Source organism: Escherichia sp. E4385, assembly GCF_963883145.1.
Taxonomy (GTDB): domain Bacteria; phylum Pseudomonadota; class Gammaproteobacteria; order Enterobacterales; family Enterobacteriaceae; genus Escherichia.
This window is the reverse complement of sequence record NZ_CAWOOJ010000012.1, coordinates 70,869-85,373: the sequence shown is the minus strand read 5'-3', so window position 1 is coordinate 85,373 and position 14,505 is coordinate 70,869. Positions and strand designations below refer to the sequence as shown.

The following is a 14,505-nucleotide window of genomic DNA, read 5'->3' as shown; positions in this document are numbered from 1 at the left end:
CACGGATGGAAGATTATGGCAGGGATATATCGCTGCATTTTGCTGTTGATAGTTGGGCTTTTTTTCTCTTCGTTGAGTTATGCGATAAACACGGAGATCCCTTCATATGAAGAAGGGATCTCGCTCTTTGATGTTGAAGCCACTCTGCAACCGGATGGGGTGCTCGACATCAAAGAGAACATTCATTTTCAGGCGCGAAATCAGCAGATTAAGCACGGGTTTTATCGTGATTTACCCCGACTATGGCTGCAGCCTAATGGGGATGCTGCACTGCTGAACTATCGTATTGTTGGCGTCACCCGTGATGGCGTTCCTGAACTCTGGCATCTTGACTGGCATATCGGGTTAATGAGTATATGAGTATTGTCGTGGGCGATAAACAACGTTTCTTGCCTCAAGGCGACTATCATTATCAAATTCATTATCAGGTTAAAAATGCTTTCCTGCGCGAGGATGATTCTGACCTGCTAATCTGGAACGTGACCGGTAACAACTGGCCGTTTGAAATCTATAAGATCCGATTTTCACTCAAGTTCTCTAATATTGCGGGTAATCCATTTAGTGAAATCGATCTCTTTACCGGAGATGAGGGCGACACATATCGAAATGGCCTTATCCTTGAGGACGGAAGAATTGAATCCCGCAATCCGTTTTATCGTGAAGATTTCACGGTTCTCTACCGCTGGCCTCCTGCCTTGCTGGATAATGCCCCGGCACAACACACGACGAATATTTTTAGCCATCTTTTTGGGCCCTCAACATCGTCTCTTATCATTTGGTTACCGTGTTTGCTCCTGGCTTGCGGATGGTTATATCTCTGGAAGCGCAGGCCGCAATTTACGCCGGTAGATGTGATTGAAACCGATGTCATTCCGCCAGATTACACGCCCGGCATGTTACGTCTCGATGCGAAGCTGGTTTACGACGATAAAGGTTTTTGTGCCGATATCGTAAATCTGATTGTGAAAGGAAAAATTCATCTGGAAGATCAGTATGACAAGAACCAGCAAATCTTGATTCGTGTTAATGAAGGCGCGACCAGAAATAATGCGGTATTACTGCCCGCAGAGCAGTTATTACTGGAAGCGTTATTTCGTAAAGGCGATAAGGTCGTCCTTACGGGGAGGCGCAACAGAGTCTTACGCAGGGCATTTTTACGGATGCAGAAATTTTATCTGCCGCGTAAAAAGTCTTCGTTTTACCGACCTGATGCGTTTTTGCAATGGGGCGGAATGGCGATATTGGCGGTCATTCTCTACGGTAACCTGAGTCCCGTAGGTTGGGCAGGAATGAGTCTGGTGGGCGATATGTTTATTATGATCTGCTGGCTTCTTCCTTTTTTATTTTGTTCCCTTGAGCTTTTGTTTGCCCGCGATGATGACAAGCCTTGCGTTAATCGTGTAATCATCACTTTGTTCTTACCACTGATTTGTTCAGGCGTGGCCTTCTATTCTCTCTATGTCAATGTCGGAGATGTATTCTTTTACTGGTATATGCCAGCGGGTTATTTTAGCGCTGTTTTCCTGACCGGTTATCTCACTGGCATGGGGTATATTTTTCTGCCAAAGTTTACCCAAACTGGGCAGCAACGTTATGCCCACGGTGAAGCTATCGTTAACTATCTTGCGCGTAAAGAGGCGGCAACGCACAGTGGGCGGCGGCGGAAAGGGGAAACACGGAAACTGGATTACGCTTTGTTAGGTTGGGCTATATCGGCAAATTTGAGGAGGGAATGGGCGTTACGCATTGCCCCTTCGCTTTCTTCGGCGATTCGCGCTCCAGAGATTGCCCGTAACGGCGTTTTATTCTCATTACAGACGCACCTGAGTTGCGGGGCCTATACCAGTTTGTTGGGGCGGAGCTATTCCGGTGGTGGTTCTGGCGCTGGTGGTCGTTGGTAATAAAGCCGATGTTAATCGAAACAAGCTTTAACCATAAAGATCGTGTATGATGTTCCGCCTCAAAGGCAGGCCAGCTACGGCCTGAAGAGTTCAAACAGACTTTACTATCAGTGAGTCAGATGTAAGTTCTGACTCATTGTTGCACAAAAGCATACCAGACGCCTGGGAAGGCGACACCAAAAGGAAGCTCAATGAGCGAAAAGTTACAGAAAGTGCTGGCGCGTGCCGGCCACGGTTCTCGCCGTGAAATCGAATCTATTATTGAAGCCGGTCGTGTGAGTGTTGATGGCAAAATTGCTAAACTCGGCGATCGCGTTGAAGTTACCCCTGGGCTGAAAATCCGTATCGATGGTCATCTGATTTCGGTACGTGAGTCCGCTGAACAAATTTGTCGCGTTCTGGCCTATTACAAACCAGAAGGTGAGTTGTGTACCCGTAACGATCCGGAAGGGCGTCCAACGGTGTTTGATCGCCTGCCAAAACTGCGTGGCGCACGCTGGATTGCCGTAGGTCGTCTGGACGTTAACACCTGTGGTCTGTTGCTGTTCACCACCGATGGTGAACTGGCAAACCGTTTAATGCATCCAAGCCGTGAAGTTGAACGTGAATATGCCGTGCGTGTATTTGGTCAGGTTGACGACGCGAAACTGCGTGATTTAAGCCGTGGTGTGCAGCTGGAAGATGGTCCGGCAGCCTTTAAAACCATCAAGTTCAGCGGCGGTGAAGGGATCAACCAGTGGTACAACGTGACTCTGACCGAAGGCCGTAACCGTGAAGTTCGTCGTCTGTGGGAAGCGGTTGGCGTGCAGGTAAGTCGCCTGATCCGTGTGCGTTACGGTGATATTCCACTGCCGAAAGGTCTGCCACGCGGCGGCTGGACGGAGCTGGATCTCGCCCAGACTAACTATCTGCGCGAACTGGTGGAGCTACCACCAGAAACCAGCTCTAAAGTCGCTGTAGAAAAAGACCGTCGTCGTATGAAAGCAAATCAAATTAGACGTGCGGTGAAACGTCACAGTCAGGTGAGCGGCGGTCGTCGCTCTGGTGGACGTAATAACGGTTAATCAAAGTATGCCGGACGTCATATCCGGCATTTTTACAGATTAATAATCAATCCCTATCTGCGCTTTTACACCGGCATCAAACGCATGTTTCACGGGGCGTAATTCACTCACCGTATCCGCCAGTTCAAGAATATCCCGATGACAACCACGACCCGTGATAATCACCGTCTGCTGATCTGGACGTTCATTTAACGCCTGCACCACTTCTTCCAGTGGCAAATAGTCATACGCCACCATATAAGTCAGCTCATCGAGCAAAACCATATCCAGTGAAGGATCTGCCAGCATTCGTTTGGCATGTTGCCAGACTTCACGGCAGGCGGCAGTATCAGACTCGCGATTTTGCGTATCCCAGGTAAAGCCCGTTGCCATCACCTGAAACTCAACGCCATGTGGCTCCAGCAAATTGCGCTCGCCGTTAGGCCAGGTACCTTTAATAAACTGCACGACCCCCACTTTTTTGCCATGGCCAACCGCGCGAGTTGCGGTACCAAATGCCGCGGTGGTTTTGCCTTTTCCATTGCCGGTAAAGACGATGACAATGCCACGCTCATCCTGCGCTTGCGCCACGCGAGCATCAACTTTCTCTTTAACACGCTGCTGACGCTGTTGGTAGCGTTCATCACTCATTGGGAAATTCCTGGTTTGCGGCCCGGTTGGGCGTCAAAGGTCATGCCGGTTTTACGGCGGCTGTCATCGCCCATCAGCCATAAATAGAGTGGCATGATATCGGCGGGTGTTTTGAGTTTCTGTGGATCTTCGGTGGGGAAAGCACTGGCACGCATTGCAGTACGTGTACCGCCGGGGTTAATGCAGTTGACGCGCAGGCGCTGCTGATATTCATCGGCCAGCACTTGCATCATTCCTTCGGTGGCAAATTTCGACACCGCATATGCGCCCCAGTTGGCACGCCCCTGACGCCCAACGCTTGATGAGGTAAAGACCAGCGAACCGGCGTCCGATTTGAGTAATAAAGGAAGCAGTGCCTGGGTGAGCATAAAGGTGGCATTAACGTTGACCTGCATGACGTCCTGCCAGACCTGCGGATTTTGTTCGTGCATTGGGCAAACATCGCCGAGCAATCCGGCGTTATGCAGCACGCCGTCCAGACGCGGGTAATTAACAGCAATACGCTGTGCCAGTTGTTGGCAGTCTTCGGACGTACAGGTCAGCAAATCGAGAAGAAACCATTGCGGCTGGCGTCCTGTCTCTTCGAACATGCTCTGGGCCACCTGACGTAATTTTTCTTCGTTCCGGCTCAGCAGAATGACCGTCGCGCCATAGCGCGCATAAGTTAAAGCGGCTTCACGACCAATGCCGTCGCTGGCGCCTGTCACCAGGATAATACGATCATTGAGTAAATCTTGTTTTGGTTGGTAATGCATGGCTACTCCCCGACGACATCAACAGTCGCGCTGCCAGTGTACTTTATGACTTTGGGGTTTTATGCCTGAAACAGGAGGGCATTTCAATCAGCCTGGGGCGATAACGCCGTAAAATGAATACTTTGTCATACTTTCGCCGCAATAACATCTCTGCGAGACGGCTTAACATGCCTGTTGTAAACTGTGAGCCAAAGCGTTGTTTAACCAAGGTGGGACTCGTGGAATTGTTGTCTGAATATGGTTTGTTTTTGGCGAAAATCGTCACCGTTGTGGTGGCGATTGCGGCTATTGCCGCCATTATTGTCAATGTTGCTCAACGTAATAAACGCCAGCGTGGCGAGTTACGAGTCAACAATCTCAGCGAACAGTATAAGGAGATGAAAGAAGAACTGGCTGCGGCGCTGATGGATCCACATCAGCAAAAACAGTGGCACAAAGCGCAGAAGAAAAAGCACAAGCAAGAAGCGAAGGCAGCGAAAGCAAAAGCCAAACTGGGCGAGGTGGCAGCCGAAAGCAAGCCACGAGTCTGGGTGCTGGATTTCAAGGGCAGCATGGACGCCCATGAAGTGAACGCGCTACGTGAAGAGGTTACTGCGGTACTCGCGGCATTTAAACCGCAGGATCAGGTCGTTCTGCGTCTGGAAAGCCCCGGAGGCATGGTACATGGTTACGGTCTGGCGGCTTCACAGTTGCAGCGCCTACGCGATAAAAATATTCCTTTAACCGTTACGGTAGACAAAGTGGCTGCCAGCGGCGGTTACATGATGGCCTGTGTGGCGGATAAAATTGTTTCAGCGCCGTTTGCAATTGTTGGCTCTATTGGTGTTGTGGCGCAAATGCCCAACTTTAACCGCTTCCTGAAAAGCAAAGATATTGATATCGAACTGCACACTGCCGGGCAGTATAAGCGCACGCTGACAGTGCTGGGTGAAAACACCGAAGAAGGGCGCGAGAAATTCCGCGAAGAACTGAACGAAACGCATCAGTTATTTAAAGATTTTGTGAAGCGTATGCGTCCGTCTCTGGACATTGAAATGGTGGCAACCGGTGAACACTGGTACGGACAACAGGCGGTGGAGAAAGGGCTGGTTGACGAAATCAACACCAGTGATGAAGTGATCCTTAGCCTGATGGAAGGTCGTGAAGTGGTCAATGTACGCTATATGCAGCGTAAACGGTTGATCGATCGATTCACTGGCAGCGCGGCAGAGAGCGCCGACCGATTGTTGCTACGCTGGTGGCAACGCGGGCAAAAGCCGTTGATGTAAAAGATAAACGCGAGGATAAAACCTCGCGTTTTGCTTTAATCGACCAGATGGTATTTTTCCGAGAGCACATGGGCCAGGTGTTTGAACATATTAAACACAGCGGTGCTTTTCGCTGTCGGCAATCCTTGTTCATCTAAAAAATAATCGCCGCTAAACACCAGCACGCCATTACGCTGCGTGACGCCGGTGGCTTCAATCCCTGCGAGCGTATCCTCATGCTCACGTATGATTTTGTTAGCCTCTTTCAACAGCGTTTCGCGGTCGATGGGTTGTGTCTCTTTGTTCATTATTTACTCCTTAAACAAGGACATTAGTCTACGCCAGGCATGGCTTGCAGACAAATATACCACGCTGACGGCAAGAGCGCCTTACTGGCAACTTTGGATTTTGCATGCTAATAAAGTTGCGTAACGGATTTTATCAGGTACAGTGTGACGCTTTCGTCAATCTGGCAATAGATTTGCTTGACATTCGACCAAAATTACGTCGTGCTATAGCGCCTGTAGGCCAGACCTGTTAACTCAGTCACCTGAATTATCGTGAACAGAGTCACGACAAGGGGTTGATATCCGCAGAGAGCGAGTCCATATCGGTAACTCGTTGCCAGTGGAAGGTTTATCAATGTGCGACGCATTCCTGGAAGAATCAAATTAGGTAAGGTGAATATGGGTAAAGCTCTTGTCATCGTTGAGTCCCCGGCAAAAGCCAAAACGATCAACAAGTATCTGGGTAGTGACTACGTGGTGAAATCCAGCGTCGGTCACATCCGCGATTTGCCGACCAGTGGCTCAGCAGCCAAAAAGAGTGCCGACTCTACCTCCACCAAGACGGCTAAAAAGCCTAAAAAGGATGAACGTGGCGCTCTCGTCAACCGTATGGGGGTTGACCCGTGGCACAATTGGGAGGCGCACTATGAAGTGTTGCCAGGTAAAGAGAAGGTCGTCTCTGAACTGAAACAACTGGCTGAAAAAGCCGACCACATCTATCTCGCAACCGACCTTGACCGCGAAGGGGAAGCCATTGCGTGGCACCTGCGGGAAGTGATTGGTGGTGATGATGCGCGCTATAGCCGAGTGGTATTTAACGAAATTACGAAAAACGCGATTCGTCAGGCATTTAACAAGCCAGGTGAGCTGAATATCGATCGTGTTAATGCCCAGCAGGCGCGTCGCTTTATGGACCGCGTGGTGGGGTATATGGTTTCTCCGCTGCTGTGGAAAAAAATTGCTCGTGGTCTGTCTGCCGGGCGTGTGCAGTCGGTAGCGGTCCGCCTGGTGGTTGAACGTGAGCGTGAAATTAAAGCGTTCGTACCGGAAGAGTTCTGGGAAGTGGATGCCAGCACGACCACGCCATCCGGCGAGGCATTGGCTTTGCAGGTGACTCATCAGAATGACAAACCGTTCCGCCCGGTCAATAAAGAACAAACTCAGGCTGCGGTAAGTCTGCTGGAAAAAGCGCGCTATAGCGTGCTGGAACGTGAAGACAAACCGACCACCAGTAAACCTGGCGCTCCTTTTATTACCTCTACGCTGCAACAGGCTGCCAGCACCCGTCTTGGTTTTGGCGTGAAAAAGACCATGATGATGGCGCAGCGTCTGTATGAAGCAGGCTATATCACTTACATGCGTACTGACTCCACTAACCTGAGTCAGGACGCGGTAAATATGGTTCGCGGTTATATCAGCGATAATTTTGGTAATAAATATCTGCCGGAAAGTCCGAATCAGTACGCCAGCAAAGAAAACTCACAAGAAGCGCACGAAGCAATTCGTCCTTCTGACGTCAATGTGATGGCGGAATCGCTGAAGGATATGGAAGCGGACGCACAGAAACTTTACCAGTTAATCTGGCGTCAGTTTGTTGCCTGTCAGATGACCCCGGCGAAATATGATTCCACCACGCTGACCGTTGGTGCAGGCGATTTCCGCCTGAAAGCACGCGGACGTATTCTGCGCTTTGATGGCTGGACGAAAGTAATGCCTGCGCTGCGTAAAGGCGATGAAGATCGTATTTTACCGGCAGTCGATAAAGGCGACTCTCTGTCGCTTGTTGAACTGACTCCGGCACAGCACTTTACCAAGCCGCCAGCCCGTTTCAGCGAAGCCTCGCTGGTTAAAGAGTTGGAAAAACGCGGTATTGGTCGTCCGTCTACCTATGCGTCGATTATTTCGACCATCCAGGATCGCGGCTATGTGCGTGTGGAAAACCGTCGATTCTATGCGGAAAAAATGGGTGAAATCGTAACCGATCGTCTGGAAGAAAATTTCCGCGAATTAATGAATTACGACTTCACCGCGCAGATGGAAAACAGCCTCGACCAGGTGGCAAATCACGAAGCGGAGTGGAAAGCCGTACTGGATCACTTCTTCTCGGATTTCACCCAGCAGCTTGATAAAGCGGAAAAAGATCCGGAAGAGGGCGGTATGCGTCCAAACCAGATGGTTTTGACCAGTATTGACTGCCCTACCTGTGGTCGCAAAATGGGTATTCGTACAGCGAGCACCGGGGTATTCCTTGGCTGTTCTGGCTATGCGCTGCCGCCGAAAGAGCGTTGCAAAACCACCATTAACCTGGTGCCGGAAAACGAAGTACTGAACGTACTGGAAGGCGAAGACGCTGAAACTAACGCCCTGCGCGCCAAACGTCGTTGCCCGAAATGCGGCACGGCGATGGACAGCTATCTCATCGATCCAAAACGTAAGTTGCATGTTTGTGGTAATAACCCAACCTGCGATGGTTACGAGATCGAAGAGGGTGAATTCCGCATTAAAGGTTATGACGGCCCGATCGTTGAGTGTGAAAAATGTGGCTCTGAAATGCACCTGAAAATGGGGCGTTTCGGTAAATACATGGCCTGCACCAACGAAGAGTGTAAAAACACGCGTAAGATTTTACGTAACGGCGAAGTGGCGCCACCGAAAGAAGATCCGGTTCCGCTGCCAGAATTAGCGTGCGAAAAATCGGATGCTTATTTCGTGCTCCGTGACGGCGCTGCTGGAGTGTTCCTGGCTGCCAACACCTTCCCGAAATCTCGTGAAACGCGTGCGCCGCTGGTTGAAGAGCTTTATCGCTTCCGCGACCGTCTGCCGGAAAAACTGCGTTATCTGGCGGAGGCTCCGCAGCAAGATCCAGACGGTAATAAGACAATGGTTCGCTTTAGCCGCAAAACTAAACAGCAATATGTCTCTTCGGAAAAAGACGGAAAGGCAACTGGCTGGTCAGCATTTTATGTTGATGGCAAATGGGTTGAAGGGAAAAAATAACCTTTAAGTCTGTCAGGTTTTTATAAACAAAGGGTCGCAAAAGCGGCCCTTTTTCATTGCATATTATTTTTTCTACATACCTATACACTAAAGCTATAAATGATATAGTGGTTATAGTTATCACTTTTTTTATTATTAAATCGTATTAGTCACCCGCCAGGTGTGGCGAAAAAACGATGTTCTGATGGCGTCTAATTGGATGGTTTAACATGAAATTACAACAACTTCGCTATATTGTTGAGGTAGTCAATCATAACCTGAATGTCTCCTCAACGGCTGAAGGACTTTACACATCACAACCCGGGATCAGTAAGCAAGTCAGAATGTTGGAAGATGAACTGGGCATTCAAATTTTTTCCCGTAGCGGTAAGCACCTGACGCAGGTAACCCCCGCAGGGCAGGAAATTATCCGTATTGCTCGTGAAGTGTTGTCAAAGGTCGACGCCATTAAATCGGTAGCCGGTGAACACACCTGGCCTGATAAAGGCTCGCTGTATATTGCCACTACCCATACTCAGGCACGTTATGCGCTGCCAAATGTCATTAAAGGCTTTATCGAGCGTTATCCTCGAGTTTCTTTGCATATGCATCAGGGCTCGCCGACACAAATTGCTGATGCAGTCTCTAAAGGTAATGCTGATTTCGCAATTGCCACGGAAGCCCTGCATTTATATGAAGATTTAGTGATGTTGCCGTGCTACCACTGGAACCGGGCCATTGTGGTAACCCCGGATCATCCTCTGGCGGGCAAAAAGGAGATCACGATTGAAGAACTGGCGCAGTATCCGCTAGTAACGTATACCTTCGGCTTTACCGGCCGTTCCGAACTGGACACAGCCTTTAACCGCGCAGGGCTGACGCCGCGAATTGTCTTCACAGCAACTGATGCTGACGTCATTAAAACCTACGTTCGTCTTGGGCTGGGAGTAGGGGTCATTGCCAGCATGGCGGTCGATCCGGTTTCAGACCCCGATCTGGTGCGTGTCGATGCACATGATATCTTCAGCCACAGCACAACTAAAATTGGTTTTCGCCGTAGTACGTTTTTACGCAGCTATATGTATGATTTCATTCAGCGTTTTGCGCCGCATTTAACGCGAGACGTCGTTGATGCCGCCGTTGCACTGCGTTCCAATGAAGAAATTGAAGTCATGTTCAAAGATATCAAATTGCCAGAAAAATAATTACCCACGTTATTTCCGGCATCTTTTTATGTGACAAAGGTGCCGGAATATATTCTCTATTCCTTTTTATTTGTTAGTCGCTCACAATATAAATATCCACAAAATTTTTATGGCAAATCGAGCATAAAGTAGTGTCTATTTATCCGCGTTGCAAACTCCACTCTTCAAATATCTATTTCAGGTCAAAAGATTGAATTATTCACTGGAAGCGATTCGTAAATTCGCTGGATTTTTGACTAAAGTTTCATTAGGATTTGTCCTATCATTTGATTAATTATCCCAATCGTTTAGCATCTTTCTGATAAGTGATGGCGATTATATGAGGTTAGCAATGCCTTCTGGAAATCAGGACCCCCGCCGGGACCCTGAATTAAAACGCAAAGCCTGGCTTGCGGTATTTCTTGGTTCTGCGCTCTTTTGGGTGGTTGTCGCACTGCTGATTTGGAAAGTGTGGGGATAACTATGGTCGTTCAGGAGCAACATCAGGAACCGTCACCATTATGTCAGCAGAATGACAATGCAACGGAAACGAAACGGGACTGTTCCGTCGTTATACCCCATAGCTGGAAACTAACACCGCAACAGCAAGCCTTTATAGAGATGTTTGCTGAAGATGATCAGCAGAAACAATAATTATCATCATTCTTGTTCCCCAATATATTAATGAATATAACGGCTTTTATTACACCACAGCAATAACAGGTTGAGTTATCTCAACATAAAGTAATAACTGTTAAGGGTGTAGCCTATGATCACTACAAATACGAAATACTGGTCCTGGATGGGCGCATTTTCTCTGTCGATGCTCTTCTGGGCTGAACTCCTCTGGATCGTTACTCACTGATCCCTGACCCCGCTGCGGCGGGGTTTTCTTTTGCTTTGCCACACGTTTTCTCCTCTTTTATCAATTTGGGTTGTTATCAAATCGTTACGCGATGTTTGTGTTATCTTTAATATTCACCCTGAAGAGAATCAGGGCATCGCAACCCTGTTATTAAGGAGGAGCTATGTCGTCAACCCTACGAGAAGCCAGTAAGGACACGTTGCAGGCCAAAGATAAAACTTACCACTACTACAGCCTGCCGCTTGCTGCCAAATCACTGGGCGATATCACCCGTCTGCCTAAGTCGCTCAAAGTTCTGCTCGAAAACCTGCTGCGCTGGCAGGATGGCAATTCGGTCACCGAAGACGATATTCATGCGCTGGCGGGATGGCTGAAAAATGCCCATGCCGACCGCGAAATTGCCTACCGTCCAGCCAGAGTGCTGATGCAGGATTTTACCGGCGTACCTGCTGTTGTTGATCTTGCGGCGATGCGGGAAGCAGTAAAACGTCTCGGTGGCGATACCGCGAAGGTGAATCCGCTCTCACCAGTCGATCTGGTGATTGACCACTCGGTGACCGTCGATCGCTTTGGCGATGATGAGGCATTTGAGGAAAACGTACGCCTGGAAATGGAGCGCAACCACGAGCGTTATGTATTTCTGAAATGGGGGCAGCAGGCGTTCAGTCGTTTTAGCGTTGTGCCACCAGGCACTGGGATTTGCCACCAGGTGAACCTCGAATATCTCGGCAAAGCGGTGTGGAGTGAATTGCAGGAGGGGGAGTGGATTGCTTATCCGGATACGCTCGTTGGCACCGACTCGCACACGACCATGATCAACGGTCTTGGTGTGTTAGGCTGGGGCGTTGGTGGAATTGAAGCGGAAGCGGCGATGTTAGGTCAGCCAGTTTCCATGCTTATTCCTGATGTGGTGGGCTTTAAACTCACCGGTAAACTGCGTGAAGGCATTACCGCCACCGACCTGGTGCTGACCGTTACTCAGATGCTACGTAAACATGGCGTAGTAGGTAAATTCGTCGAATTTTACGGTGATGGTCTGGATTCACTGCCACTGGCGGATCGTGCAACCATTGCCAATATGTCGCCGGAATATGGTGCGACCTGCGGCTTCTTCCCAATCGATGCTGTCACTCTCGATTACATGCGGTTAAGCGGCCGTAGTGAAGACCAGGTTGAACTGGTTGAGAAATATGCTAAAGCGCAGGGGATGTGGCGGAACGCAGGTGATGAACCGGTGTTTACCAGTACGCTTGAATTGAATATGAACGACGTAGTCGCTAGTCTTGCCGGTCCAAAGCGTCCACAAGATCGTGTTGCGCTGCCTGATGTGCCAAAAGCTTTTGCCGCCAGTAATGAACTGGAAGTCAACGCCACGCATAAAGATCGCCAGCCGGTCGATTATGTTATGAACGGGTATCAGTATCAGTTGCCTGATGGTGCGGTGGTTATTGCTGCGATAACGTCGTGTACCAACACCTCTAACCCCAGCGTGCTGATGGCGGCCGGATTACTGGCGAAAAAAGCCGTCACCTTGGGGCTGAAACGACAACCGTGGGTCAAAGCGTCTCTCGCGCCTGGCTCGAAAGTGGTTTCTGACTATCTGGCAAAAGCCAAACTGACGCCGTATCTTGATGAACTGGGCTTTAACCTTGTGGGCTATGGTTGTACCACCTGTATTGGTAACTCTGGTCCGTTGCCCGATCCTATCGAAACCGCGATCAAAAAGGGCGATTTAACCGTTGGCGCGGTACTGTCTGGCAACCGTAACTTTGAAGGACGTATTCATCCGCTGGTTAAAACCAACTGGTTGGCTTCGCCGCCGCTGGTGGTTGCCTATGCACTGGCGGGCAATATGAATATCAACCTGGCTTCCGAACCTCTGGGGCACGATCGTAAAGGCGATCCGGTATATCTGAAAGATATCTGGCCATCGACTCAAGAGATTGCTCGCGCTGTTGCGCAAGTCTCCACTGAAATGTTCCGTAAGGAGTACGCGGAAGTTTTCGAAGGGACTGCGGAGTGGAAGGAGATTAAGGTTGTACGATCAGATACCTACGGATGGCAGGATGATTCGACCTACATTCGCTTATCCCCTTTCTTTGATGAAATGCAGGCAACCCCTGCGCCAGTGGAAGATATTCACGGTGCGCGAATTCTGGCAATGCTGGGGGATTCGGTTACCACTGACCATATCTCTCCGGCAGGCAGCATTAAGCCTGATAGTCCCGCGGGTCGATATCTACAAGGTCGTGGTGTTGAGCGTAAAGATTTTAACTCCTACGGTTCGCGTCGTGGTAACCATGAAGTGATGATGCGTGGCACGTTCGCCAATATTCGCATTCGTAACGAAATGGTGCCTGGTGTTGAAGGGGGGATGACGCGCCATCTACCAGGCAATGATGTTATCTCTATTTATGATGCGGCGATGCGCTATCAGCAAGAGAAAACACCGCTGGCGGTAATTGCCGGGAAAGAATATGGGTCAGGTTCGAGTCGAGACTGGGCGGCAAAAGGCCCGCGTCTGCTCGGTATTCGCGTGGTGATTGCAGAATCGTTTGAACGTATTCATCGTTCGAATTTAATCGGCATGGGTATTTTGCCGCTGGAGTTCCCGCAAGGTGTGACGCGTAAATCGTTAGGGCTGACGGGGGAAGAGAAGATTGATATTGCCGATCTGCAAAATCTGCAACCTGGCGCTACGGTTCCTGTGACACTAACGCGAGCTGATGGTGTGCAGGACGTTGTGCCGTGCCGTTGTCGCATCGACACTGCAACTGAATTAACCTATTACCAGAACGACGGTATTTTGCATTATGTCATTCGTAATATGTTGAAGTAATTCAGCTTTATTTGCCGGATGTGGATCATCCGGCAAATATATTAAGTCTGTATCGAACAGGGTTATTTGTTGAGCAAATGGCCCATTTTCTCGGCTTTAGTATCGAGATAGTGTTCATTATTTGGGTTACGGCCAACAATCAACGGCACGCGTTCAACAATGTTGATACCCGCTTCGGTCAGAATTTCGACTTTTTTCGGGTTGTTGGTTAACAGACGGACTTCATTAACGCCCAGTAACTTGAACATGTCGGCGCAGAGGGTGAAATCACGTTCATCAGCGGCGAAACCTAACTGATGATTGGCCTCTACAGTATCGTAACCTTGATCCTGTAACGCATAAGCACGGATTTTATTCAACAAACCGATGTTACGTCCTTCCTGACGGTGGTACAGCAAAATACCACGGCCTTCTTCGGCAATATGCGTCAGTGCCGCTTCAAGCTGGAAGCCGCAATCGCAGCGCAAGCTGAACAGGGCATCACCGGTCAGACACTCAGAATGGACGCGTGCCAGGACAGGAGTATGTCCTGAAATGTCGCCATAAACTAACGCGACATGATCGTGTCCGGTTGCCAGTTCTTCAAATCCCACCATCAGGAAATCGCCCCATGGGGTTGGCAGTTTGGCTTCTGCCACACGTTTAAGCTGCATGAAATTCTCCAGATAATGCTGGTTCTGTATTGGCTTATTTTGCCATAACGCGAAGGGGTTCTCCTAATCACGACGCGCCAATCGTTCACTGAATGGCACAAATC

General features: G+C 49.4%; 12 protein-coding genes and 1 pseudogene. 9 read left to right on the top strand and 4 right to left on the bottom strand.

Translation table 11 applies throughout. From position 1 onward, the window contains the following. The first annotated feature begins 15 nt into the window (after window positions 1-15). Both AACS80_RS11935 and rluB read left to right on the top strand, forming a co-directional pair. A pseudogene (locus AACS80_RS11935) lies at window positions 16-1,901 on the top strand (DUF2207 domain-containing protein). Window positions 1,902-2,092: 191 nt separating this feature from the next. Then, on the top strand, window positions 2,093-2,965 hold the full coding sequence (gene rluB / locus AACS80_RS11930) for a 23S rRNA pseudouridine(2605) synthase RluB (RefSeq protein WP_001291216.1): 873 nt from the start codon (window positions 2,093-2,095) through the stop codon (window positions 2,963-2,965). Window positions 2,966-3,004: 39 nt separating this feature from the next. Here the strand turns inward: rluB and cobO are convergent, their stop codons facing one another. Next, window positions 3,005-3,595: a cob(I)yrinic acid a,c-diamide adenosyltransferase gene (gene cobO, locus AACS80_RS11925; protein WP_135409879.1), complete on the bottom strand. Its 591-nt coding sequence runs from the start codon at window positions 3,593-3,595 to the stop codon at window positions 3,005-3,007. Next, a complete protein-coding gene (locus AACS80_RS11920; protein ID WP_135409880.1) occupies window positions 3,592-4,350 on the bottom strand; it encodes a YciK family oxidoreductase in 759 nt (252 codons plus the stop codon). Before AACS80_RS11920 ends, cobO begins: the two co-directional genes overlap by 4 nt. Before the next feature lie 218 nt (window positions 4,351-4,568). Here AACS80_RS11920 and sohB point away from each other — a divergent pair, with 218 nt between their 5' ends. Further along, a complete protein-coding gene (gene sohB / locus AACS80_RS11915) occupies window positions 4,569-5,618 on the top strand; it encodes a protease SohB (protein WP_130259729.1) in 1,050 nt (349 codons plus the stop codon). 35 nt (window positions 5,619-5,653) lie between these two features. Here sohB and AACS80_RS11910 read toward each other — a convergent pair whose 3' ends face one another. Further along, on the bottom strand, window positions 5,654-5,905 hold the full coding sequence (locus AACS80_RS11910) for a YciN family protein (protein ID WP_130208857.1): 252 nt from the start codon (window positions 5,903-5,905) through the stop codon (window positions 5,654-5,656). Between the two features lie 378 nt (window positions 5,906-6,283). On the opposite strand from AACS80_RS11910, the gene topA reads away from it, so the two are divergent. The 6 genes from topA (at window position 6,284) to acnA (ending at window position 13,748) form a co-directional block, all read left to right on the top strand. After that, window positions 6,284-8,881: a type I DNA topoisomerase gene (gene topA / locus AACS80_RS11905; RefSeq protein WP_130208855.1), complete on the top strand. Its 2,598-nt coding sequence runs from the start codon at window positions 6,284-6,286 to the stop codon at window positions 8,879-8,881. Between the two features lie 209 nt (window positions 8,882-9,090). Further along, window positions 9,091-10,065, top strand: a complete 975-nt coding sequence (cysB, locus tag AACS80_RS11900) for an HTH-type transcriptional regulator CysB (RefSeq protein WP_064527218.1) — start codon at window positions 9,091-9,093, stop codon at window positions 10,063-10,065. A gap of 319 nt (window positions 10,066-10,384) precedes the next feature. Beyond that, window positions 10,385-10,525 carry a YmiA family putative membrane protein gene (locus AACS80_RS11895; RefSeq protein ID WP_212741620.1) on the top strand — a complete coding sequence of 47 codons (141 nt, stop codon included), beginning with the start codon at window positions 10,385-10,387 and terminating at the stop codon, window positions 10,523-10,525. 2 nt (window positions 10,526-10,527) lie between these two features. Further along, window positions 10,528-10,698, top strand: coding sequence for a hypothetical protein (locus tag AACS80_RS11890; RefSeq protein ID WP_130208853.1), 171 nt, complete (start codon window positions 10,528-10,530; stop codon window positions 10,696-10,698). A gap of 115 nt (window positions 10,699-10,813) precedes the next feature. Continuing rightward, a complete protein-coding gene (ymiC, locus tag AACS80_RS11885; RefSeq protein WP_130208851.1) occupies window positions 10,814-10,909 on the top strand; it encodes a small membrane protein YmiC in 96 nt (31 codons plus the stop codon). Between the two features lie 163 nt (window positions 10,910-11,072). Next, window positions 11,073-13,748 (top strand): aconitate hydratase AcnA, encoded by a 2,676-nt coding sequence (gene acnA, locus AACS80_RS11880; protein WP_135409881.1) that lies wholly within the window; start codon window positions 11,073-11,075, stop codon window positions 13,746-13,748. A gap of 62 nt (window positions 13,749-13,810) precedes the next feature. On the opposite strand, the gene ribA is transcribed toward acnA, so the two are convergent. After that, window positions 13,811-14,401, bottom strand: a complete 591-nt coding sequence (gene ribA, locus AACS80_RS11875; RefSeq protein ID WP_064527224.1) for a GTP cyclohydrolase II — start codon at window positions 14,399-14,401, stop codon at window positions 13,811-13,813. Between the last annotated feature and the right edge of the window lie 104 nt (window positions 14,402-14,505).

Coding starts and splice junctions, on each gene's coding strand:
- rluB (WP_001291216.1), top strand. CDS start 2,093: ATGAGCGAAAAGTTACAGAAAGTGCTGGCGCGTGCCGGCCACGGTTCT.
- cobO (WP_135409879.1), bottom strand. CDS start 3,595: ATGAGTGATGAACGCTACCAACAGCGTCAGCAGCGTGTTAAAGAGAAA.
- AACS80_RS11920 (WP_135409880.1), bottom strand. CDS start 4,350: ATGCATTACCAACCAAAACAAGATTTACTCAATGATCGTATTATCCTG.
- AACS80_RS11910 (WP_130208857.1), bottom strand. CDS start 5,905: ATGAACAAAGAGACACAACCCATCGACCGCGAAACGCTGTTGAAAGAG.
- topA (WP_130208855.1), top strand. CDS start 6,284: ATGGGTAAAGCTCTTGTCATCGTTGAGTCCCCGGCAAAAGCCAAAACG.
- cysB (WP_064527218.1), top strand. CDS start 9,091: ATGAAATTACAACAACTTCGCTATATTGTTGAGGTAGTCAATCATAAC.
- AACS80_RS11895 (WP_212741620.1), top strand. CDS start 10,385: ATGAGGTTAGCAATGCCTTCTGGAAATCAGGACCCCCGCCGGGACCCT.
- AACS80_RS11890 (WP_130208853.1), top strand. CDS start 10,528: ATGGTCGTTCAGGAGCAACATCAGGAACCGTCACCATTATGTCAGCAG.
- ymiC (WP_130208851.1), top strand. CDS start 10,814: ATGATCACTACAAATACGAAATACTGGTCCTGGATGGGCGCATTTTCT.
- acnA (WP_135409881.1), top strand. CDS start 11,073: ATGTCGTCAACCCTACGAGAAGCCAGTAAGGACACGTTGCAGGCCAAA.
- ribA (WP_064527224.1), bottom strand. CDS start 14,401: ATGCAGCTTAAACGTGTGGCAGAAGCCAAACTGCCAACCCCATGGGGC.